We start from the raw sequence: 21,953 nt of genomic DNA, 5'->3' as shown, positions 1-21,953 counted from the left end.
GGGTCATTTCGGCCGCCAGGAGGTGATGTCATCACTCGTCAGCGGCGTCTGGTCTTTTCCGCTGCTGTACACCGCCACCTTCATCACCAGATGCGCCGCTTGATTCTGCGAGATCTTCGGATCGGCGTTGGCGGTGTCAGGGTTCTTCACCTGGTTGTCACCATTCGTGTCCAGCAGGATGTGGTAGGGCCTGCCATACATGTCATTCAGCCTGTAGGGCCGCGCCGCGCCCACCAGCCCGTGGCGGTCTCCGTTTGCCGGAACAAAGTTGGAATACTGCGTCCGCTTCGGATTCAGATCCGGCGTGCCGCTGGATGCTGGCGGAATGCCCATCAGTGCATCCACCACAGGGCTGCTGCCATCCGTCAGCAGCTCCGGCCCGTCCTCGCCATTCGCCCCTGCTAAATTGGAGCTCACAGGATAGCGGTTGTACTCCGTGTAATAGGTCTCGATGCCGTTCTTGATCTCCGTTACCACCGTTCGCACTTTCAAACGGTTCGCTTGGTCAATCGCATGGCCGATCCCTGCTACCGTGAGGCTGGCGAGGATTGCCACGATGGTGATCGTAATAAGTATTTCGATCAGGGTGAATGCGCCCTGAACAGATTGCCGGTGCGTTTTCATGAGAAGGATTTTACCGGAAATCGCCCTCCAGGGTCAATCCCCATTTTTTCACCCTTGATCCCGCTCCCGAAACATCGGAACGGCTCGCCTCCTGTGAACAAATCCTCCGTCCTCGCTCAAATCCTCTCCGTGCTCACTGCCGAGCTCGCCGCACTCACCCGCGCCGCGCAGGGTGCCTTCGCCGCCGCCACAGATCCTGACAGCAAGGCCGAAAACAAATACGACACTCGCACGCTGGAGGCTTCCTACGTTGCCCGCGGTCAGGCCCAGCGCGTGGCAGAGCTGCAGCAGGCCGTGCAGGCTTTCGGCGCTCTCTCCGGGCATGAGTTGGAATCAGGCGCCGCCGTCACACTCGGCGCACTGGTAAGTTTGTCCCTGTCCGGAGAGACCACGTACTACTTCCTCGGCCCCTTCGCTGGCGGCACCGAGATCACCCACGAGGGCAGCGAAGTCGTCGTCATCACCCCCGCCTCCGCACTCGGACAAAAGCTCATGGGCAGGCGGGCAGGGGAGTCTATTCCCATGCAGCCCGGCCTCTCTGCCAGGATAGCCACAGTCCAATAGAGTCTTCGAGCACCCACCGCGAAGTGGTCCGCACTCTCCGAGTGCGGCTCCTGCGTTCCGCTCGATTTCACCTCGCCCGCCGCATCTCCACAATCCACTCCGGCGCACGGCCCTGCCCAGGCACCGAACTGTCCGGCTGCCGCTTCAACCCCGCCGCATGCGCCAGCACCCACTCCAGCCCCTCCCAGAATCGCAGCGTGTCCAGCACCGGATTCAGCACATTCGTCACCGGGCAGTAGTGCACGTCCTTCGGGTTCGTGTGATGCACCGCATGGTGCTGCGGCGTCTGCAAAATCCGCCAGTCCTGCAGCAGCGAGATCACCCGCCCATTCTCCTTTCGTGTGCGGTGTGCCCACTTGTGCACCTCGTTCGCATTCCCGCCCACCACGGCAAACAGCCACACATGCCATGTCAGGCAGCCCGCCCATGCCGCCGCGATGACCAGCACACTCATCGTCATCACCAGCTCCTTGTTGCTCTCCCACCAGGTGTTGTGCGTCATGTGCCGCGGCAGATGATGATGCACAATGTTCGGCCTTCCCAGCCACCGCCCCAGCCACGGCGTGTCCTCGCGCACATACGCATCCTCAAACCAGTGCACCAGCCCCGCCGTAAAGTCCGCCGCCAGCACCACGCCCGCCGCCTGCATAAAGAATAAGATAAGGTCTTTCATGACCCCGCAGCTCTGCCTCACCCTTCGTAAATCAGGACATTGATACTCTTGAAGGTGTGATTGAGGGGATCAATGACAGCCGAACTCCGGGTTGCACACCGTGGGGATTCCCATACCTTTACCTCATGTCATTTGATCCCGCCTCCATCCAGCTGCCCCCGCCAGGGGTGGAGACGCGTATGCCGCCCAAAAACAGGCATGAGCTGTCATATGAGGAGGTCTATCAGCAGGTGCGTCGCCATTTGAAGGATGACGAGGCAGGCACGATGTCGGTCCAAATGAAAGCCCAAATCAACGGCCTCCATGCTCACCCAGCGCGAGTTTGCACGGTTGGTTGATGGTCCTTCAGTGGATCGCGAAATCGACCGTCTGACAAAGAAAGGCGGCGGCTGGCTTCAGGCGGCGCAGATTCTCAGTCGCAGGGTCAATGGCACGTTGGATTGGGAGGAACTCGGCCCATCAGGTTCACGCTATCAAATCGTGGGCAGCCGTGGTGAAGCAGTATTGTTTTGGGACAACCACCTAAAAAACCGCATCCTCAAACTGCGCGGACGCGAAGAGAACGGCTACGGCACCGCAGGCTTCGGCTGCATCCTGGCGCGCAATGAGCGCGGCATGATCGACTACGGCCCAGGCACCCTCGAGCAGGCGATGGAGCGCGAGCGCCTCAGCTGGGAGCAGCTCGGATTCGGCTGTGTGTTCGAGGATGTGATTGGCGCTGACGTTTCAGGCCTGCTGCTCGCGCAGGCATTCATCAGCGGCTCCGCTCCCACCGAGCAGGAAATCCGCGCCTGGATGATGCAGCATGGCTGGGAATCCCTGGAGGAGTCGCGCGATGTCGCCGTGACTCTGCGCCCTCATGCCTGGCGTCGCGGCAAGATCGGTGCCTTCGACGCCAACGAAACCTACTTCATCAAGAGCGACGTGGACGGCCAGGTGTATCCCATTGATCTGATCGTTTGGACGATGCCGCCCTGAGTGCATCACCTGGCAGATAGCGGCCGCATGACACATGCGAGGCAGGCCAAAATCAGAGCGCTTAGGCCGGTCTGATGGATGGCACTTTGCCTGTTCAATGAGCTGCCTTCCTCACGAGATTTGTCGTTCAGCTCGCGATATTGCCAGCCCATAAACTCCGGCGATCAATGGCATAAGCAACATCGTAGCATGCAGTAAAATGTCGATTAGCATGCGTTCTTCATCAAAGCTGAAATGGGATGGCTCTGCCCTCACGTAAAAATCGGCTATGAATGAAATAGATAGCAAAAGCAAAATGCCTGTCAGGAGCACGGCGGCAGGTAGCCTTGGCCCGACAATAAAACCCCGAATTATGGCGTAAAGACACCCCAGAATGAAAACCGCCAATCCGACAATCATGGGGACTTCATTGTGACCTGCTCCCCAAAAGCTGAGCCATGTGTTATGAGAGTCTGAGGTGCGCGAAGCGCATCATCAGACGACATGAAACGCAAGAGACACACAGCAGAGGAAATCATCAAGAAGCTGCGCGATGCCGCAGGGCTTATCGCCGGAGGCAAGACCGCCGAGGAGGCGGCGCGGCAGATTGGAGTGAGCGTGCCGACCTACCACCGGTGGAAGGAGCAGTATGGAGGCGCTGATCGAAGCACCGTCAAACGGCTCAAGGAACTTGAGCAGGAGAACAGCAGGCTCAAGAAGCTTGTGGCCGACCAGGCGCTGGACAACGCGATGCTCAAGGAACTGGTGGAGGGAAAGTGGTGAGCCCGGCGCGCAAACGCGAGGCAGTCGCGCACCTGGAGCGCAAGCTCCAGGTGTCGCAGCGCCGGGCCTGCCAGGTCATTGGCCAGCCACGTTCGACCCAGCGTTACGCATGCACGCGCCCGGCGAGGGATGCGAAGCTCGTGGCGGAGCTGCGCCGCTATGCCACGGCGCATCCGCGACGTGGTTATCGCATGGCCGCAGCACACCTGCGCAGGCAGGGCATGAAGGTCAACGGTAAGCGCGTGGCCCGCCTCTGGAGGCAGGAGGGGCTGCGAGTGCCGCAACGCCAGCACAAGCGCCGCAGGCTGGGCCACGGCGGCAACAGCACGCAACGACGCAGCGCCACGCGCATCAACGAAGTGTGGAGTTATGACTTCGTGTTTGACCAGACCGTGGATGGCAAAAGGCTCAAATGGCTGCCGATCTGCGACGAGTTCACGCGAGAGAGCGTGGCGTTGGAAGTGGAGCGGCGGATGGATGCCAGAGATGTGGTGCGGGTGCTGGAAGCCGCCATCGCCCAGCGCGGCCGTGCGCCGCAGTTCATCCGCAGCGACAACGGTCCGGAGTTCATCGCCAAAGCCGTGAGGGAGTGGATAGCGCAGCAGGGCTTCCAGACGCTCTACATCGAGCCGGGCAGCCCATGGCAGAACGCTTACAGCGAGAGCTTCAACAGCCGCCTCAGAGATGAACTGCTCAACCGCGAGGTCTTTGCCACATTGGCAGAAGCAAAAGTGCTGGGCAAAGAATATCGGCGCAGCTACAATGAACAGCGGCTGCATTCAGCTCTGGGGTATGAGCCCCCGGCGGAGTTCGCGCTGCGTTGCCTTTCGGCCGACTCCGCTACGCTGCGTCAACCGAAAGGCAACGCAGTTCCCGCAACAACCAAGAACAAAGACAACACCCAAACCAAGCCGTTAGCCACCGTCAGACTCTCATAGAAACTGGCTCAAGCTCCGGGGGCAGATCAATTGGCAGGCATATCATTACTCCGGATTATTTGTCATATATAAAGTCAGGCTCTGTTGTGCTTTAAAAGCAAAAACGCCGAATAAAATAGCAGGCAGTCCAATCGCCATTTTTTCATCACTTGATAAGAATATTGGAAAAAGTATTCCAAGTAATGCATTGGCCAAGAGATAAATCCAAAACGGACTGTTCTGGTAACGCCTGCCGTAGATCGAAACAAAGAGAGGAAACAGGCTGAATAGAATCATCAAAACCTTCCATTTTTCAGTGAACCACACATGTGTGGTTTCAATAGACATCGAGAAGTGAGGACTCATTTTCAGAATTGTTTACTTCACCAGCCTCACCATCAGATCCTTGCTCTCGACGCTTTCGCTGATCTTGACGCAGATCTCCTTCACGGTGCCCGCGGTCGGTGCTGCCACGGCCGCAAACATCTTCATGGCCTCCAGCGTCAGCAGGGTTTCCCCTTCCTTCACCTTCTGGCCCACGCTCACGGCGATGCTCGCCACCATGCCCGGCATCGGCGCACCGACTTGGGTCGAGTCCGCAGGATCCGCTTTGGTCTTGGTCACCGCGTTCTTCGCCAGCGCCTTGTTGGTCACGTTGGTGTGGCGCGGGTAGCCGTTGAGTTCAAAGATCGCCGTCTGCTGGCCGTTCTGGTCAGCCTCGGTCATGTTGAGCAGGCGCACAAAGAGCGTCTTGCCCTCCTCCAGGTTGATGTGGATCTCCTCCTTGTCCTGCAGGCCGTAGTAGTAGGCCGGTGTGGGCAGCGCGGACACATCGCCATAGGTCTTGCGGAAGTCTGCAAACTTCAGGAACACATCCGGATACATGAGGTAGCTCCACACATCATCATCGGTGGGGTCCTTCTTCAGCTTGCCCTTCAGCTCGGCGCGCACTTCGGTCAGGTTCACCTTCGCCGCATGGGTGCCGGGGCGGCCCTTGATGCGCTTGCCGTCCTTGCCCACGATGGCGTCGGCCAGCTTGTTCCACTTCTTGCGTGAATCCGCCGCCTTGGCGGTCTCCATGCCGTAGAAAGGCTCGCCCAGCCAGCCTTCAAACATGCTGGTCACGTCCTTGCTCCACTTGGTGCCCGTCAGGTTGAAGACATCGCTCGGCTTCACACCGCGCGCCACGCACTCGATCGCCAGGTCACCCACCACCTTGCTCGATGGTGTCACCTTCACGATGTCACCGCAGAGCTGGTTCACCTCCGCATACGCATGCGCGATCTCCGGCCAGCGTGGCCCGAGGCCCATGCCGATCGCCTGCTCCTTGAGGTTCGTGTACTGGCCGCCGGGCATCTCATGCAGATACACCTCCGCCGTGCCATACGGCTCCGCGGTATCAAACGGCTTGTAGAAGGCACGCACCGCCGCCCAGTAGTCGCTGAATTCCTGCAGCGCCTCGCTGTCCAGTCCGGTGTCACGCGGCGTGTGCTGCATCGCCGCCACGATCGAGTTCAGGTTCGGCTGCGAAGTGCCGCCCGAGAGCGAGGAGATCGCTGCATCCACCACATCCACGCCCGCCGTCGCCGCTTCCAGAATGCTCGAGGCATTCAGCCCGCTCGTGTCATGCGTGTGGAAATGAATTGGGATGCCCACTTCATCCTTCAGCGCCTTCACCAGCTTCTTCGCCGCAAAGGGCCGCACGAGGCCGGCCATGTCCTTGATGCACAGCATGTGCGCACCCATCTTCTCCAGCTCCTTCGCCAGGCGCACGTAGTACTTCAGGTCATACTTGTCGCGCTTCGGATCCAGGATGTCACCCGTGTAGCACAGCGTGCCTTCGCAGATGGAGTTCGTGTCCTCACGCACCGCATCCATCGCCGCCTTCAGGTTTGGCAGGTAGTTCAGCGAGTCAAAGATGCGGAAGATGTCCATGCCGTTCTCCGCGGAGTGCTTGATGAAGCCCTTCACCACGTTGTCCGGGTAGTTCGTGTAGCCCACCGCGTTTGATCCACGGAAGAGCATCTGCAGCAGAATGTTCGGCACCTTCGCGCGGATGCTGCGCAGGCGCTCCCACGGGTCTTCGCGCAGGAAGCGCATCGTCACGTCAAACGTCGCACCGCCCCACATCTCCAGGGAGAAAAGGTTCGGCGTGCGGCGTGCCACGCTGTCCGCCACGGCCAGCATGTCAAAGGTGCGCATGCGCGTGGCCAGCAGGGACTGGTGCGCGTCGCGCATCGTCGTGTCCGTCAGCAGCAGCTTCTTCTGCTTCGCCACCCAGTTCAGGCAGAATTTCTCCGGCCCCATCTCCGTCAGCAGCTGCTTGGTGCCCTTGGCAGGCTCCACGCGGTGGTCATACTTCGGAATCGGCGGCGCCGTGAAGGCCTTCGCAATCTTGTGCCCTTTCGCAAACGGGTTCCCGTTCACGATCGTGTCCGCCAGGTAGCTCAGCATCTTCGAGGCACGGTCCTTGCGCGCCACAAACTTCAGCAGGTCCGGATTGTTGTCGATGAAGCGCGTCGTCGCCTGCCCGGACATGAAGTCCGGGTGGTGCACCACGTTCATGAGGAAGGGGATGTTCGTCTTCACCCCGCGGATGCGGAACTCGCGCAGACCGCGGTCCATGCGGTCCAGCGCCTGCTGATACGTGCGCGCAAACACCGTCATCTTCACCAGCATCGAGTCATAGTACGGCGTGATCACCGCGTTCGTCGCACCCAGCGCGCCATCCAGGCGGATGCCAAAGCCGCCCGCGCTGCGGTAGGTCAGGATCTTGCCAAAGTCCGGGGTGAATCCGTTCTCCGGATCTTCCGTCGTGATTCGGCACTGGATTGCAAAGCCGCTCTTCTCGATCTTGTCCTGCACTGGCAGCGCCAGCGGCTCGTCGTGCATCTTGTGTCCCTGCGCGATCAGGATCTGGCTGCGCACGATGTCGATGCCCGTGATCTCCTCCGTCACCGTGTGCTCCACCTGGATGCGTGGATTCATCTCAATGAAGTACCACTCGCCCGATTCGTGATCGACCAGGAACTCCACCGTGCCCGCGTGCGTGTAGTTCACCTCATGTGCCAGCTTCACCGCCGCGTCGCACAGGCCGTCGATGATCTCCTGCTTGATGCCGTAGCTCGGCGCCTGCTCGATCACCTTCTGGTGGCGGCGCTGCACGGAGCAGTCGCGCTCATGCAGGTGCAGCACATTGCCATGCTTGTCCGCCAGGATCTGCACTTCGATGTGCTTGGCCTTGCCCACAAATTTCTCCAGGAACACCGCCCCGTTGCCAAACGCCCGCTCCGCTTCCGTCTGCGCCTCATCCAGCAGCTTCTCCAGGTCCTTGGCCTCGCGCACCACGCGCATGCCGCGCCCGCCACCGCCAAAGGCCGCCTTGATGATCAGCGGAAAGCCGATCTTCTTCGCCGTCGCCAGCGCTTCCTTGCGGTCGCTCACCGGCTCATCCGTGCCTTCCAGGATCGGCACGTTCAGCTTGCGCGCCACGTTGCGCGCCGCCGTCTTGTCACCCATCATCTCCAGGATCTTCGAGTCCGGGCCGATGAAGATGATCCCCGCGTCTGCGCAGGCTTTGGCAAACTGCGGGTTCTCAGAGAGGAAGCCGTAGCCCGGGTGGATCGCGTCCACGCCCTTCTCCTTGGCCAGCGTCACGATGCCCTCGATGTCCAGGTACGCTCCCAGCGGTCCTTTGTCCTTGTTCAGCTCATAGGCCTCGTCCGCCTTGAAGCGGTGCGGGCAGAAGCGGTCTTCCTGCGCATAGATCCCCACCGTTTTCAGCCCCAGCTCGGTGGCCGCCCGCATCACGCGGATGGCGATTTCAGAGCGGTTCGCGACCATCAGCTTCTTGATGGGACGGATCGTGGCAGGGGCTTGGGCTTTCTTGGACATGGAGTTGGGTTGGGAAATGCGCGCGCATAGTCCCGCGAAATCACGGGGAGGCAAGGAGTAGGTGCGCTCTTATGCAGAGACGTTTGCCTGCTAGGCGCGCCGCCGCCGCAGCACCAACCCTCCGAGGGCCAGCAAAAGGAGACTGGCGCGTCCGGCTTCGGGGACCACCGCGATGTTGCCGGAGGTGGTGAACTGGCTGACGTCCCAGATCAAACCGCTGGCGCTGATGTCCGGCAGGTCAAACTGGCTGCCATTGTCCCCGCTCCCATCGCGGTAATTGGTCCCGACGGAGAAACCGCTGAAATCCTTGGTCAGCACCCCCGACCAGTCCATCAGATTGAAAACATCTCCCGCCTGCGGGGTGTAGCCGCTGGCCAGCACGACGATGTTCCCGGCGAGCGTGAGCGTGCCGCTGCTGCCGTTGAAGACCAGACGGTCGTGCCCGCCCACGCCAGCCACAGAATTGAGCCAGGTGTTGTAGCCCGCGCTGCCCACCGCATTGCCTCCGAAGCTCCCATCGCTGAGGGTGGCCGTGGTGAGGTCGAGAGAGATCTTGGAGCTGGCCGCCAGGTTGTAGGAGGCCGCGGCAAGAGGGCTGAAGGTCAGCGTACCGTGGTTTGCAGCCGTCGTGCCATCTCCTGCATACAGCGTGGCGTTCGCGTTCAGCGTGAAGCTGCTGCCCTGCACCACTCCGGTGCCGGAGAGACTGGCGTTGGCGGCCACGGACACCGCACCTGTCCCCGTCTGCCCCACGCCCGCCTTCCCCACCTGCAGCACCCCCACGTTCACATTGGTGGCGCTCGTGTATGTGTTCGCCCCGCTGAAAATCCACGTCCCTGTCCCCGTTTTGTTGACGGCGAGCGCATTGGTCACCACGCCTTGGATCTCCCCGGTGCCTGAGCCCGTCACAATGAAGGTGTGGCTCACACTGTCGGTGGAGGCGGCGTTCACATTACCCTGAATCGAAAGACTGCCCGCCACCGCATCCAGCGTCAGCGTGGCACCCACCGTGGCGCGCACAGGGCCCGCCCAGGTGTTGTTTCCAGACACGTTTTCCATGTAAAGCGTGATCAGGGACTCCCCCGTGACCGTGATGTTGCTGTCCAGCTGCAGGTGCCCTGCGGTGGAGGCCATCACGACGCCGTTGCCGGTGCCACCCAGCGCGCCACCGTTGCGCACCAGCAGATTCCCCGTGCTCACCGTCACCTGTCCGGAAAACGTGCTGTTGCCGCTCAGCACCAGGGTGCCAGTCCCCGTTTTGGTGATGCCTGTGGCCGTGGTGCCATCCGCGATGCTGCCGCTCAGCGTCAGGGTGCCTGACGTCACATTAATGGTGCGCGTGGTTCCCGCCGCCGTGCCCAGGCTCACACCTCCGGCACCGAGATCCAGCGCGCTGGTGAGCGTGGCGGCGAAGTCTCCATTGATGACGACCGCGTTGCTGTTGGCGATCACGATGGCCGCACCGCTGCTGTTGCCCAGGGTGCCGCCATTGATGGTGAAGGTGCCTGCGGTGCCACCCAGGGCCGAACTGTTGTTCAAATTCAGCAATCCTTGGTTCAGCGTCAGCCCCCCGGTGAAAGTATTGGCCCCGCTCAGGCTCTGGGCAAACGACCCTGTCTTGATCACGGAAAGCGCCCCGCCGCCGCTGCCATCCGCCAAAATGCCGGCAAACGCCGCGTCCGCCGTGGAGCTGATGGTCAGGGTGGCCGCCGTGGCGTTTTGATTGCGCACCGTTCCAGACCCGGCTCCCGTCGTGGAGGCCAGCCCGCTGATGGTGACCGAGTTGCCGTTGAGCGAGAGGCTTTTCACCACCGTGCTGTTGGTAAAGGTGACCTTGTTGGGCGCGGTGGAATTCAGCGCCCCGGCGTTGTCGATGCGCACATTCGTCACATCGATCGCCAGGCCTCCCGTGAAGGTGTTGTTCCCCGCCAGCGCGATCGTTCCCGTGCTGCTGCCCTGCGTGCCCAGGCTCAGCACGCTGCCCACGGTGGATTCACCAATGTTCGAGCTGATGATCGAGTTCACCGCGCTGAGGTTCTGGGTGATCAGCGCGTTCCCCGCCAGGGTGATCGCCCCGGAGAGTGTGACGTTGTTCACCTCCAGCCGGATGGCCCCGCGCGCGCCGGCACCATTGCCGCTCAGCGTGAAGGGCACCTGCCAGTTGCCGCTGGCACCCAGCACCAGCGTGGTGTTCGTGCCCACGCTCACCCCCGTCAGCGTGGCGGACGGCAGCGAGTTCACATTGTTCACCTGCACAAAAAGACCGTTCGTATCCGCCGACGTGAGCGTCAAAGTGCCCGAAAGGGTCGAGGCGCTGCCGATGGTGACGAGGGCGAAGGCCCCGGCAGTCTTTTGCAGCGTGATGTTGCTGCCGCTCAGCGTCGAATTGATCGTCAGTCGCGAGCCGACCGAGCTGGACCCGTCCTGCATGGTGATGGAAGAGCCGGACGCGAGCGAGATCGTCCCCCCGTTCAAAGTGTAGGCCGAGCTCACAGCCCGGAAGATGAGGCCGCCAGCATTGACCGTGCCGGAGACAGACACTGCGGCACCCGCACCACCGGCGCCAAACGCAGCAATGTTCCCTGCGGCATTGGACCAGGGTTGGTTCTGCAGGGTGTTGGTTTCATCCAGCCAGTTGCCACTGCCGTCCGACCACGTGCCGGTGCCATCCTGCGCTCCCGAAGTTCCGCTGTTCGCATCCCACACAAAAGTGGCTCCCTGAGAGGGAAGCGGCAGCACAGCTCCCCAGAGAAGCAGGGCCAGGGGAAGACGCAGTTTTTTCAGCAAGGACATTCGAAAAGGATGGGGGGAAGAGACAATGCCAAGCCATCGCCGTTGGAAAAGTACAAGAACATAAATGCCTTCTTTATCGTCCTTCGGTGCCGGGAATGACGTTTTCCCTTCTGCATGGACCAAGATTGGCCGTGAACTTGCTAAGTGCTAGTCCGGCAGGCCCTCAGCTTTCGTCCGTCCCCAACCCTTTTCGCATGTCCATCCACGTCGCCCTTCACCATCGCACCAGCTACCGCTATGAGCGCCCCATCGAGCTCGGCCCGCAGGTCATTCGCCTCCGTCCTGCACCCCATTCCCGCACGCGCATCCTCAGCTACTCCCTGAAGATCACGCCTGAAAAGCACTTCCTGAACTGGCAGCAGGACCCCCAGTCCAATTACCTCGCCCGCCTCGTCTTCCCGGAGAAGACCGACGAGTTCACCGTGGAGGTGGATCTCGTGGCTGAGATGGCCGTCTTCAATCCCTTCGACTTCTTCCTCGAGCCCGAGGGCGAAAACTTCCCCTTCGAGTACGATGCCACGCTCGACCACGAGCTTGCCCCCTTCCTGAAGCGCCTCCCTCTCACGCCAAAGCTCTCGGAATACTTCACCCGGCTGGAGAGCGATCTCCTCGCCATGAAGCCCTGGCCGCCACGCACCACCACCGCCCTGGTCGCCATCAATCAGCGCCTCTGGAAGGACATCGGCTACACCGTCCGCATGGAGCCGGGCGTCCAGACCCCGGAGGAGACCCTCACCAAGCTCACCGGCTCCTGCCGTGACACCTCCTGGCTCATGGTGCAGATCATGCGCCGCCTCGGCATCGCCGCCCGCTTCGTCAGCGGCTACCTCATCCAGCTTAAGCCGGACGTAAAATCCCTCGACGGCCCGAGCGGCACCGAAGTCGACTTCACCGACCTCCACGCCTGGTGCGAGGTCTATCTCCCCGGCGCGGGCTGGGTCGGTCTCGATCCCACCTCCGGACTCTTCGCCGGAGAGGGGCACATCCCCCTCGCCGCCACGCCAGACCCCACCAGTGCCGCCCCCATCAGCGGTGCCATCTTGGAGAAATGCGAATCGACGTTCGATTTCGACATGAAGGTCACTCGCATTTACGAGTCGCCCCGCGTCACCAAGCCCTACACCGAAGAGCAGTGGGCCGAGATCGCCGCCCTCGGCCATGCCTTGGACAAAGAACTGGACGCCAACGATGTACGCCTGACCATGGGCGGCGAGCCCACCTTCGTCTCCATCGACGACCCCGATGCCCCCGAGTGGAACACCACCGCCGTTGGCCGCAAAAAAGCCCAGCTCTCAGACGAGCTCCTCAAGCGCCTGCGCGATCGCTTCGCCCCCGGTGCCTTCCTCCACCACGGCCAGGGCAAATGGTACCCCGGCGAGCAGCTCCCGCGCTGGTCCTACGCCTGCCATTGGCGCAAAGACGGCCAGCCCCTCTGGGCACACCCCCATCTCTATGCAGACATGCAGAAAGACTACGGCGTGAGTGAGGTTCATTCCGCCCGCTTCATCCACGCCCTCGCAGAGCGCCTCGGCTGCGGCGGCAAATGGATCATGCCCACCTACGAAGACGCCTACTACTACATGTGGCGTGAGCGTCGGCTCCCTTCAAACGTGGACCCGCTGAAATCCAACCTCAAAGACAAAGAAGAGCGCGCCCGTCTCGCCAAAGTGTTTGAGCAGGGCCTGGACAAGATCATGGGCCACGTACTCCCTCTCAAGCCCGCCGGCAGCGGTTGGCAGACCGGCCCCTGGTTCCTGCGCACGGAGCGCTGCTACCTCATTCCCGGAGACTCCCCCATCGGGCTGCGTCTCCCGCTTGATTCCCAGCCTTGGGTCACCACCACCGACTACCCCTACCACCATGAGCAGGACCCCATGGAGGACCGCGCCGCACTCCCCTCCCGGCAGCACTTCGTGCGCGGCATCGGCGGCATCCCCGCTTCCTTCTGGCAGCGCCTTTCCCAGCGCCCGGCCCCGCTCGATCTGGAAGGTCTGACCGACGAGGAAAAAGCCCGGGTGAAGGCCCAGGCGGCAGCTCTGGAAAAAGAGCAGGCCAGGGCAGGGGAGCGTGACGGCTTCATCGACCCCGCCTTCCAGCCGCCCACCGTCGGGCAGTCCGCAGACTGGATCGTCCGCACCGCTCTTTGCGTGCAGCCGCGCGAAGGAAAACTCTTTGTCTTCATGCCCCCCACCCAGACGCTGGAGGAATACCTCTCCGCCCTCGGCGCCGTGGAGGATGTCGCTCTCGCGCTAGATCAGCCCGTCGTCATCGAAGGCTACCCGCCCCCCTACGACCCCCGTCTGCACGTCCTCAAAGTCACCCCCGACCCCGGCGTCATCGAGGTCAATGTCCACCCCGCCAAAAACTGGGACGAGATGGTGCACATCACCGAATCCCTCTACGACGAAGCGCGGCAGGCACGCCTCGGCACCGAGAAGTTCATGGTGGACGGCCGCCACACCGGCACCGGCGGCGGCAATCACATCGTCATGGGCGCGGAGACCCCCAAGGACAGCCCCTTCCTTCGCCGTCCCGACCTCCTCCGCAGCCTCACCAGCTACTGGCAGAATCATCCGTCGCTCTCCTTCATGTTCAGCGGCATGTTCATCGGCCCCACCAGTCAGAGCCCGCGTATCGATGAAGCCCGCAACGACTCCCTCTACGAGCTCGAAGTCGCCTTCAAGGCCGCCTCCGATGCCGTGGCAAAGGGGGGAGAGGTGCCGCCCTGGCTCGTGGACCGCTTGTACCGCAATCTCTTCATCGACTCCAGCGGCAACACCCACCGTGCCGAGTTCTGCATCGACAAGCTCTACTCCCCGGACAGCAGCACCGGCCGCCTAGGCCTGCTGGAAATGCGTGGCTTTGAAATGCCGCCGCATCCCCACATGAGCCTCGCCCAGGCCCTCATGCTCCGCACCCTCATCGCCCGCTTTTGGAAGGAGCCCTACGAGGCCCCCCTCGTGCGCTGGGGCACCGACATCCATGATCGCTGGATGCTCCCGCACTTCAACTGGAGCGACATCGAAGACGTCTGTCAGGACACCCGCCAGGCTGGCTACGAATTGAAGCCTGAATGGTTCGCTCCGCACTACGAGTTCCGCTACCCCCTCAGCGGCGACTGGGCCACGCGCAATGTTCACGTGGAAATCCGTCAGGCTCTGGAGCCATGGCACGTCCTCGGCGAAGACGCCGGTGCCGGCGGTGCCGTCCGTTACGTGGACTCCTCCCTCGAGCGCATCCAAATCAAAGCCCAGGGCCTTGTCGAAGGCCGCTATGCCATCACCTGCAATGGCCGCACCGTGCCCATGCACCCCACCGGCACCAATGGCGAGTACGTCGCCGGCGTCCGCTACCGCGCCTGGCAGCCGCCGAACTGCCTGCACCCCACCGTCGGCGTTCATTCCCCCCTCACGATTGACCTCGTGGACCAGTGGAACCAGCGCTCCCTCGGCGGCTGCACGTACCATGTCGCCCACCCCGGTGGCCTCAGTCACGAAAAGTTCCCCGTGAACTCCTACGAAGCCGAAAGCCGCCGCTACGCCCGCTTCTTCCGCCACGGCCACACCCCCGGGAAAATGAAAGTGGAACCCGCGAAGCCCAACCCCGAATTCCCCTTCACCCTGGACCTCCGAAACGCCTGACAGGCTCAACATTGACGCCACTACCCCGGTAGCCTACAATAAAAGATGAGTTCACGCAGTCAGGCCATTTTGAGCCAGATAGAGGCGCTGCCTCCTGAAGAGCGGCAGGAAGTCTGTGATCGCGTGCTGGTTTGGTTTAATGCAGCTGCGTCTGCCAGAACAAATCCAGATCCCATTCGTTCGGCGCGCGGAATGTTTGCTGGTGGCGGCTTGAACAACGCCCTGATGAAGCATCGTCAGGAGGAGCGCAATCGTGGCTGAATCAGTTGTGCTGGATACGTCGGCCTGTTTTGCCCTGCTGGAGGATGAGGGCGGAGCGGATGTTGTCGAAAAGCATCTTGTCGATGCCAGATCGGGCCATGTGGACATTCACGGATCATTTGTGACTTTGACGGAAGTGGAGTACATCACGATGCAAGAGCGTGGAGAGGAAGACGCCGCCCGGGCGCTTGCCTCCCTCAAAGCCTGGCCGGTAACCTGGCATCATTCCGGTGATGCCATTTGCTCCGCTGCGGCAAAACTCAAAGCGGCTCACAAGGTATCGTTTGCGGATTCCTTTGTCGCTTCGCTGGCGCAGGATTTGGATGCCACACTGATTCACAAAGACCCTGAGTTTCTGGCTTTGAGCGGCATGGTGAAGCAAAAAATGCTTCCTCCCAAATAAAGAAGTCCCCACCGCTCACTCATGGCATAAACCTTGCGTCCCCCCGACAAATCGGATGCACTGGCGGCAAGGGTTCCTACTGTCAGCCTGTTTCTCCAGCCACCTCCGACCCCGCATTGATCTTCCAATCCCAAAGCTCTTCCACCGCCGCCTCCCCCGTCTCGCCACGGGTCATGGCTCCGCGCATGGAGGGTCCGGAGCTTCGCGGGCATTATGACGAACTGCGGGACGCCACCGGCAAGGTGCGTCCGCATTATGAGCAGGTCATCGCCGACCTTCTCCGGCGCGATGTCGCGGGCGTCAAACGCATGTCAGACACCGCCCGCCGCCTCCTCGCGGAGCGCGGGGTCACCTTCAATATCTACGATGAAAAGGGCATGGACACGCCCTGGCAGATGGACCCCGTGCCCTTCGTCATTTCCGCCGGAGAATGGGAGGGCATCGAGAAGGCGCTCATTCAGCGCGCCACCCTGCTCAATGCCATCTTGAACGACAGCTACGGCCCCCAGCAGCTGATCCGGGAAGGCAGCATGCCGGCGGCCCTCGTTCTCGCGCAGGCCGCCTACCTGCGCCCCTGCCACGGCATCAAGGTGCCAAACGCCAAACCTCTCCAAGTATACGGCGCAGACATCGCCCGCTCCCCGGATGGTCAGTGGTGGGTCATCTCAGACCGCACCCAGATCCCCACCGGTGCCGGTTACGCCCTGGAAAACCGCCTCATCACCTCACGCCTGCTGCCAGAGGTGTTTCGCGATGCCCGCGTGCGCCGCCTCGCCGGCTTCTTCCGCCAGATGCAGCAGTCCCTCGCCGCCCTCGCACCTCGTCCCGTCGAGGAGCCCCGCGTCGTCCTGCTGACTCCCGGCCCCTACAATGAAACCTACTTCGAGCAGGCCTACCTCGCCCGCTACCTCGGCTACACCTTGGTCGAAGGGGAGGACCTCACCGTCCGCGATGACCGCGTCTTTTTGAAGACCCTCAACGGCCTCGAATCCGTGGATGTCATCCTCCGCCGTGTGGACGACGATTTCTGCGATCCCCTGGAGCTGCGCAATGACTCCATGCTCGGCGTCCCCGGCCTCGTCCGCGCCGTTCGTGCCGGCAATGTCTCCCTCGGAAACGCCCTCGGCTCCGGCCTCGCCGAAGCCCCCGCCCTCATGGCCTTCCTCCCCGGCTTGTGCCGCAAGCTGCTCGGCTCAGATCTCCTCATGCCCTCCGTGGCCACCTGGTGGTGCGGTCAGGAGCGGCCGCGTGCCGAGGTGGAAAAAAATCTCGACCGCATGGTCATCAAGAGCGCCTTCCGCGGCCGTGGCCGGGAGGCCTTCTTCGGCAGCGCTCTCGGTGCTGCCGAGCGTGCCGCCCTCGTCGAGCGCATGCGCTTCGCGCCAGACCGCTGGGCCGCCCAGGAAAAAATCTCGTTCTCCACCGCGCCTGTGTGGGATGAAGGCCAGCTCGTTCACAAGCCCGTCAGCGTCCGCGTCTACCTCGTCGCCACCAAGGACGGCTACATGGTCATGCCCGGCGCACTCACCCGCGTCGCCGCCAGCATCGAGTCCCCCCTCGTCTCCATGCAGAAAGGCGGCACCACCAAGGACACCTGGGTGCTCAGTGACGGCCCCGTGGAAAACGTCACCCTCCTCTCCCGGACCAGCGCCCCGGTGGAGCTCCGCCGCACCGGCCACAATCTCGGCAGCCGTGTCGCCAATCACCTCTACTGGCTCGGCCGCTACGCCGAGCGCGCCGAATCCAGCGCCCGCCTCCTGCGCTCCACCCTCCTCCGCTGCTCGCCGGAAAGCGGCATGAGCGAGACACCCCTGCTCCTTCCGTTGCTGGAGGCCCTCAAGCGCCTCACTGTTCTCGATGCCGTGCCAGACGCCGCCTCCCTCGCCTCCCAGCAGGAGCAGATTGAGGCCCGCCTCCTGGAGGCCATCTTTGACGCCGATCACCCCAACAGCATCCGCTCCAGCGTCACCCACATTCAGCGCATCGGCGTCCTGCTGCGGGACCGCATTTCTGTGGACACCTGGCGCGTCATCAGCCAGCTCGGCGATGCCCTGGACGCCTATGACAACACGCCCAGCGTCACCCCCATGTCCGATGCGCTGAACGTGCTCACCCGCATCATCCTCGAGCTCGCCTCCTTCCATGGTCTCGCCAAGGAAAACATGACCCGCGCCCAGGGCTGGATGTTTCTCGACATGGGCCACCGCATCGAGCGCACCGTTTACATCTGCGAGCTTCTGCGCGCCGGCCTTCATAGCGACGACGCGGAAAACCCCAGCCTCCTCGAGGCCATTCTTGAGGTCGGAGACAGCACCATCACCTACCGCAACCGCTACAGCCTCCTTCCTCAGCTCGCCGCCGTTTACGATCTGCTCATGCTCGACGAGCTCAACCCCCGCGGCCTGCGGTTTCAGTTCGAGCGCATCCGCCAGCAGTTCAAAAACCTGCCGCACGAAAAAAACTCCGCCATCCTCACTCCCGCCATGCGCGTGTTCCTGGAAAACAGCACGCGCCTCCAGCTCTGCGATCCCACGGAGCTTGCCCGCGTGGAGCCGGGCGCCTGGTCCCAGACTCAGGTCGCCAAAGTGCTCACCCAGCTCATCGAGGCCATGCCCGTCCTCAATGACGCCCTCACCGCCGGTTACTTCGCCCATTCCACCATCAGCAGCAGCGACGTCGCGCCCGCCGAACCACCCTCCGCGTGATGAACTACCGCATCACCCATCGCACCATGTACGCCTACAGCTCCCAGGTGGCCATGTCCCATCATGCCGCCCGTTTGCGCCCGCGCGATACCGAAACTCAGCGCTGCCTCGAGTTCAGTCTCAGCTTCGATCCCGTGCCCGATCTCATCACCGAGCACACCGACTCCTTCGGCAATCAGGTCTCCTGCTTCTCCGTCCAGAAGCTCCACCACCACTTCGAAGTCACCTCGCGCAGCTTCGTCTCCCTTGCCCCCGTTCTGCAGCCGGATCCCCTCCAGACTCCGCCTTGGGAGTCCGTCGCCGCCATGTTTCGGGATCCCGTCCCCGTGGATCTTCTGAACCCCTGCCAGTTTGTTTTCGGCAGCCCCCTTCTCGTGCCGGAGATGCCCCTGCGGGACTTTGCCCTTCCCAGCTTCACCAAAGGCCGCCCCGTCCTCGCCGCCACCGCAGATCTCTTCCGCCGCATCTACCGCGAGTTCGTCTTTGACCCCAAGGCCACCACCATCAGCACCCCGCTGAATGAGGTGCTGGAAAAAAAACGCGGCGTCTGCCAGGACTTCGCCCACCTCGCCATCGCCAGCCTCCGCGCCATGGGTCTGCCTGCACGCTACATCAGCGGCTACCTGCGCACCCACCCGCCCGCCGGCAAGCCCCGCCTGCAGGGTGTGGATGCCTCCCACGCCTGGGCCTCTTGCTTCGTCCCCGGCTTCGGCTGGGTGGACTTTGATCCCACCAACAACTGCTTCACCTCCCTGGATCACATCACCGTCGCCACCGGCCGCGATTTCTCAGACGTCAGCCCCGTCCGCGGCATCATCACCGGCGGCGGCAAGCACACCGTCGGCGTCGGCGTCGACGTCGAACCCGTCGGCTCCTGACAAAAAATTTCCCGGTTCACTCCGTCAGAAATCTTTTTGCCCTGTTCCTCGGTTCATAGCCACCCACAGCCTCGTTCAGAAGCAAAAGCGTCAGGAAAAAACAGAACAGTAAAATCCTCCGAATCAGCCCTCCGGAAAATTTTTCTGCCCTGTTTCCCCGCTCATTTGGAAAGCCCGCACCTCATCCCCCCAGCGCATCTCCGCTTTCAGCAACATCCAGCCAAGCCCGGCCCACCGATCTCATTCGCAAAGCCCTCCCAATTCTGGCACACCCCCTGCTAAGTAATAGATCCTCATGTCGTCACTGTTTAACGACTACCAACCAGAGAGCTTCTTCGACGAGGTGTTTTCCGATTCCGGGAAGGCACGTCCTCACTACGGAGCCATGCTTGATAGTGCAGGTTCCCTCACCCCCTCCGAATACTCCACGCGTCAAAAGGCCGTGGACGCCGCCTTCCTCCGCCAGGGCGTCACCTTCACCGTCTACGGCGATGACCAGGGCACCGAGCGCATCTTCCCCTTCGACCTCATGCCGCGCATCATCCCGCAGCGTGAATGGGAGACCGTCGAGGCCGGCCTCATCCAGCGCATCACCGCGCTGAACCTCTTCCTCAACGACATCTACCACGGTCAGAAAATCATCACCGACAAGGCCGTGCCCAGCGACCTCGTCCTCTCCGCCTCCCATTACCGCCCCGAGTTCCGCGGCATCAAGGTCCCCCACGGCATCTACATCCACATCTGCGGCACCGACCTCGTGCGTGACAACAAGGGCGACTACTACGTCCTCGAAGACAATGGCCGCTGCCCCTCCGGCGCCTCCTACATGCTGGAGAACCGCAACGCCATGAAGCGCGCCTTCCCCGGCCTCCTTCAGTCGCTGCCCGTCCGCCCCGTGGACGCCTACGGCTCCATGCTGCGGGAGACCCTCGCCCACCTCGCCCCCGGCAGTGTCATTGATCCGACCATCGTCGTCCTCACCCCCGGCATCTACAACAGCGCCTACTTCGAGCACTGCTACCTCGCCAAGCAGATGGGCGTCCCCATCGTCGAAGGCCGCGACCTCATCATCCGCAACGACCGCGTCTTCATGCGCACCACGAAGGGCCTTGAGCAGGTCCACGTCATCTACCGCCGCATCGATGACGACTTCCTCGACCCCCTCGTTTTCCGCAAGGACTCCCTCCTCGGCGTCCCCGGCATCATCAATGCCTACCGCAAAGGCAACGTCGCCCTCGCCAATTCCATCGGCACCGGCGTCGCAGACGACAAGGCCGTCTACGCCCTCGTCCCGCAGATGATCAAATACTACCTCGATCAGGACCCCATCCTCCCCAACGTGCCCACCCACCTTGGCGTGGACGAGAAGGAGTGCGCCTACATCCTCGACAACCTCGACAAGCTCGTCGTGAAGGCCGTGAACGAATCCGGCGGCTACGGCATGCTCATGGGCCCGCACGCTTCCAAAAAGGAGCGCGCCGAGTTCGCCGAGCGCATCAAGAAAAACCCGCGCAACTACATCGCCCAGCCTGTATTGCAGCTCTCCCGCCACCCCGTCTTTGTGGACGACCACTTCGAAGGCCGTCACATCGACCTGCGGCCCTACGTGTTGTGCGGCGACCGCGTCCGCGTCGTCCCCGGCGGCCTCACCCGCGTGGCGTTGAAAAAAGGCTCCCTCGTCGTGAATTCCTCCCAGGGCGGCGGCAGCAAGGACACCTGGGTGCTGTGGGATGATCCCCTCGACATGCCTGCCGAAACCTCACCCGCCGCCTGATCACACGCCATGCTTAGCCGAGTCGCAGACAGCATTTACTGGATGGCACGCTACGTCGAGCGTGCGGAAAACCTCTCACGCCTCCTCCTCTCCACCCAGGACCTCCTGCTCGATGCCGGCTCCGACGGTGTCGATGAAGCCCAGTTCTGGCAGCCCCTCCTCGCCACCACCGGCGATGAAGAGGCCTACTTCACCCAGCACAAGAAAATCAAAGGCAAGGACGTCACCGAGTTCCTCGCCCTCCGCGCGGACAATCCCAACTCCATGCTCAACAGCATCCGCGCCGCCCGTGAAAACGCGCGCACCGTGCGGGACCAGATCTCCGATGAAATCTGGGAGTCCTTGAATTCCCTCCGTCTCTTCGTCGAGTCCTCTGAAGGCAAGACCATGCACCGCACCCAGAGCGCCGCCTACTATGAGCGCGTCCTGCGCGGCTCCTATGAGTTCCAGGGCATCGCGGACTCCACCACTCCCCGCGGTGAGATCTGGCACTTCCTCCGCCTCGGCACCTGCCTGGAGCGTGCGGACAAAATGTCCCGCCTGCTGGACACCTGCTCCAGTCTCTCGCTGGAGCTCCCTCCCTCACCGCAGGCCAGGCCCCTGCGCTGGGCCGCGCTCCTCCGTTCCTGCTCCGCCTGGCACGCCTTCCAGGCTCAGTGCAGCAAGCTGGACCCCACCCAGATCATCGAATACCTCCTCCTCGACGAAACCTTCCCTCGTTCCATCGCCTGCTGCGTCGCAGAGGCCCAGTCCGCCCTCCAGGCCCTCTGCGCAGACGCCGGGCTCCATGGCATGCCCCTGCCCCTGCGGTACGTCGGCCGCCTCCGCGCAGATCTCGCCTACACCACCGTGGAGGAAGTCCTCGCCGCCGGCCTCCATGACTACATCGACGATCTCCAGCTTCGCCTGAATCAGATCGGCGAGGCCATCTTCCAGACCTTCGTTCAGCATGCAGAGCTCTCCCAGCTTCCGGAGGAGGCTCCCGTGGAAACCACCACCGCACCCGGTGCCTTTCACGCCCATGCCGAAGAAGATGTTCATCTTCAGCAGCAACAACAGCAGCAATAGCTCCGTCTCGGAATCCCC

The 21,953-nt window shown here is 62.4% G+C and carries 15 protein-coding genes; 10 read left to right on the top strand and 5 right to left on the bottom strand.

The window, feature by feature from the left end; translation table 11 throughout:
- Positions 1-3: 3 nt before the first annotated feature.
- Positions 4-624, bottom strand: a complete 621-nt coding sequence (locus ACILSO_RS15800) for a prepilin-type N-terminal cleavage/methylation domain-containing protein (RefSeq protein ID WP_395738394.1) — start codon at positions 622-624, stop codon at positions 4-6.
- 54 nt (positions 625-678) lie between these two features.
- On the opposite strand from ACILSO_RS15800, the gene ACILSO_RS15795 reads away from it, so the two are divergent.
- The gene (locus ACILSO_RS15795) at positions 679-1,188 is read left to right on the top strand and encodes a transcription elongation factor GreAB (protein WP_395738393.1); all 510 of its coding nucleotides are present in this window, start codon (positions 679-681) and stop codon (positions 1,186-1,188) included.
- Between the two features lie 67 nt (positions 1,189-1,255).
- On the opposite strand, the gene ACILSO_RS15790 is transcribed toward ACILSO_RS15795, so the two are convergent.
- Positions 1,256-1,861 carry a fatty acid desaturase CarF family protein gene (locus ACILSO_RS15790; protein WP_395738392.1) on the bottom strand — a complete coding sequence of 202 codons (606 nt, stop codon included), beginning with the start codon at positions 1,859-1,861 and terminating at the stop codon, positions 1,256-1,258.
- Positions 1,862-2,164: 303 nt separating this feature from the next.
- On the opposite strand from ACILSO_RS15790, the gene ACILSO_RS15785 reads away from it, so the two are divergent.
- Positions 2,165-2,839, top strand: a complete 675-nt coding sequence (locus ACILSO_RS15785; protein ID WP_395738391.1) for a hypothetical protein — start codon at positions 2,165-2,167, stop codon at positions 2,837-2,839.
- 483 nt (positions 2,840-3,322) lie between these two features.
- Positions 3,323-4,539, top strand: a protein-coding gene (locus ACILSO_RS15780) for an IS3 family transposase (RefSeq protein ID WP_395737003.1) whose coding sequence is annotated in 2 segments (ribosomal slippage) — positions 3,323-3,581 and positions 3,581-4,539 — 1,218 coding nt in all. Because the reading frame shifts where the segments join, the coding sequence is not laid out codon by codon here.
- 45 nt (positions 4,540-4,584) lie between these two features.
- Here ACILSO_RS15780 and ACILSO_RS15775 read toward each other — a convergent pair.
- From ACILSO_RS15775 to ACILSO_RS15765, 3 genes are all read right to left on the bottom strand, one after another.
- Positions 4,585-4,884 carry a hypothetical protein gene (locus tag ACILSO_RS15775; RefSeq protein ID WP_395738390.1) on the bottom strand — a complete coding sequence of 100 codons (300 nt, stop codon included), beginning with the start codon at positions 4,882-4,884 and terminating at the stop codon, positions 4,585-4,587.
- Between the two features lie 12 nt (positions 4,885-4,896).
- Positions 4,897-8,412: a pyruvate carboxylase gene (locus tag ACILSO_RS15770; RefSeq protein WP_395738389.1), complete on the bottom strand. Its 3,516-nt coding sequence runs from the start codon at positions 8,410-8,412 to the stop codon at positions 4,897-4,899.
- A 90-nt stretch (positions 8,413-8,502) separates the two neighbouring features.
- Positions 8,503-11,205, bottom strand: coding sequence for a beta strand repeat-containing protein (locus tag ACILSO_RS15765; RefSeq protein WP_395738388.1), 2,703 nt, complete (start codon positions 11,203-11,205; stop codon positions 8,503-8,505).
- Between the two features lie 194 nt (positions 11,206-11,399).
- On the opposite strand from ACILSO_RS15765, the gene ACILSO_RS15760 reads away from it, so the two are divergent.
- The 7 genes from ACILSO_RS15760 (at position 11,400) to ACILSO_RS15730 (ending at position 21,935) form a co-directional block, all read left to right on the top strand.
- Positions 11,400-14,846: a DUF2126 domain-containing protein gene (locus tag ACILSO_RS15760; protein ID WP_395738387.1), complete on the top strand. Its 3,447-nt coding sequence runs from the start codon at positions 11,400-11,402 to the stop codon at positions 14,844-14,846.
- Between the two features lie 45 nt (positions 14,847-14,891).
- Entirely contained in the window at positions 14,892-15,107 is a 216-nt protein-coding gene (locus tag ACILSO_RS15755; RefSeq protein WP_395738386.1) for a hypothetical protein, read from the top strand.
- Complete coding sequence (locus ACILSO_RS15750; protein WP_395738385.1) at positions 15,100-15,510, top strand: PIN domain-containing protein; 411 nt, start codon at positions 15,100-15,102, stop codon at positions 15,508-15,510. The genes ACILSO_RS15755 and ACILSO_RS15750 overlap by 8 nt, the downstream gene beginning before the upstream one ends.
- A gap of 173 nt (positions 15,511-15,683) precedes the next feature.
- Positions 15,684-18,215: a circularly permuted type 2 ATP-grasp protein gene (locus ACILSO_RS15745; protein WP_395738384.1), complete on the top strand. Its 2,532-nt coding sequence runs from the start codon at positions 15,684-15,686 to the stop codon at positions 18,213-18,215.
- Positions 18,215-19,093: a transglutaminase N-terminal domain-containing protein gene (locus tag ACILSO_RS15740; protein WP_395738383.1), complete on the top strand. Its 879-nt coding sequence runs from the start codon at positions 18,215-18,217 to the stop codon at positions 19,091-19,093. Before ACILSO_RS15745 ends, ACILSO_RS15740 begins: the two co-directional genes overlap by 1 nt.
- 295 nt (positions 19,094-19,388) lie before the next feature.
- Entirely contained in the window at positions 19,389-20,867 is a 1,479-nt protein-coding gene (locus tag ACILSO_RS15735) for a circularly permuted type 2 ATP-grasp protein (protein WP_395738382.1), read from the top strand.
- 9 nt (positions 20,868-20,876) lie between these two features.
- Positions 20,877-21,935 (top strand): alpha-E domain-containing protein, encoded by a 1,059-nt coding sequence (locus tag ACILSO_RS15730; RefSeq protein ID WP_395738381.1) that lies wholly within the window; start codon positions 20,877-20,879, stop codon positions 21,933-21,935.
- Positions 21,936-21,953 lie beyond the last annotated feature (18 nt).

Source organism: Prosthecobacter sp., from assembly GCF_044226605.1.
GTDB lineage: Bacteria > Verrucomicrobiota > Verrucomicrobiia > Verrucomicrobiales > Verrucomicrobiaceae > Prosthecobacter.
The sequence above is the reverse complement of the archived record's forward strand: the minus strand, read 5'-3'. Positions and strand labels throughout refer to the sequence as shown.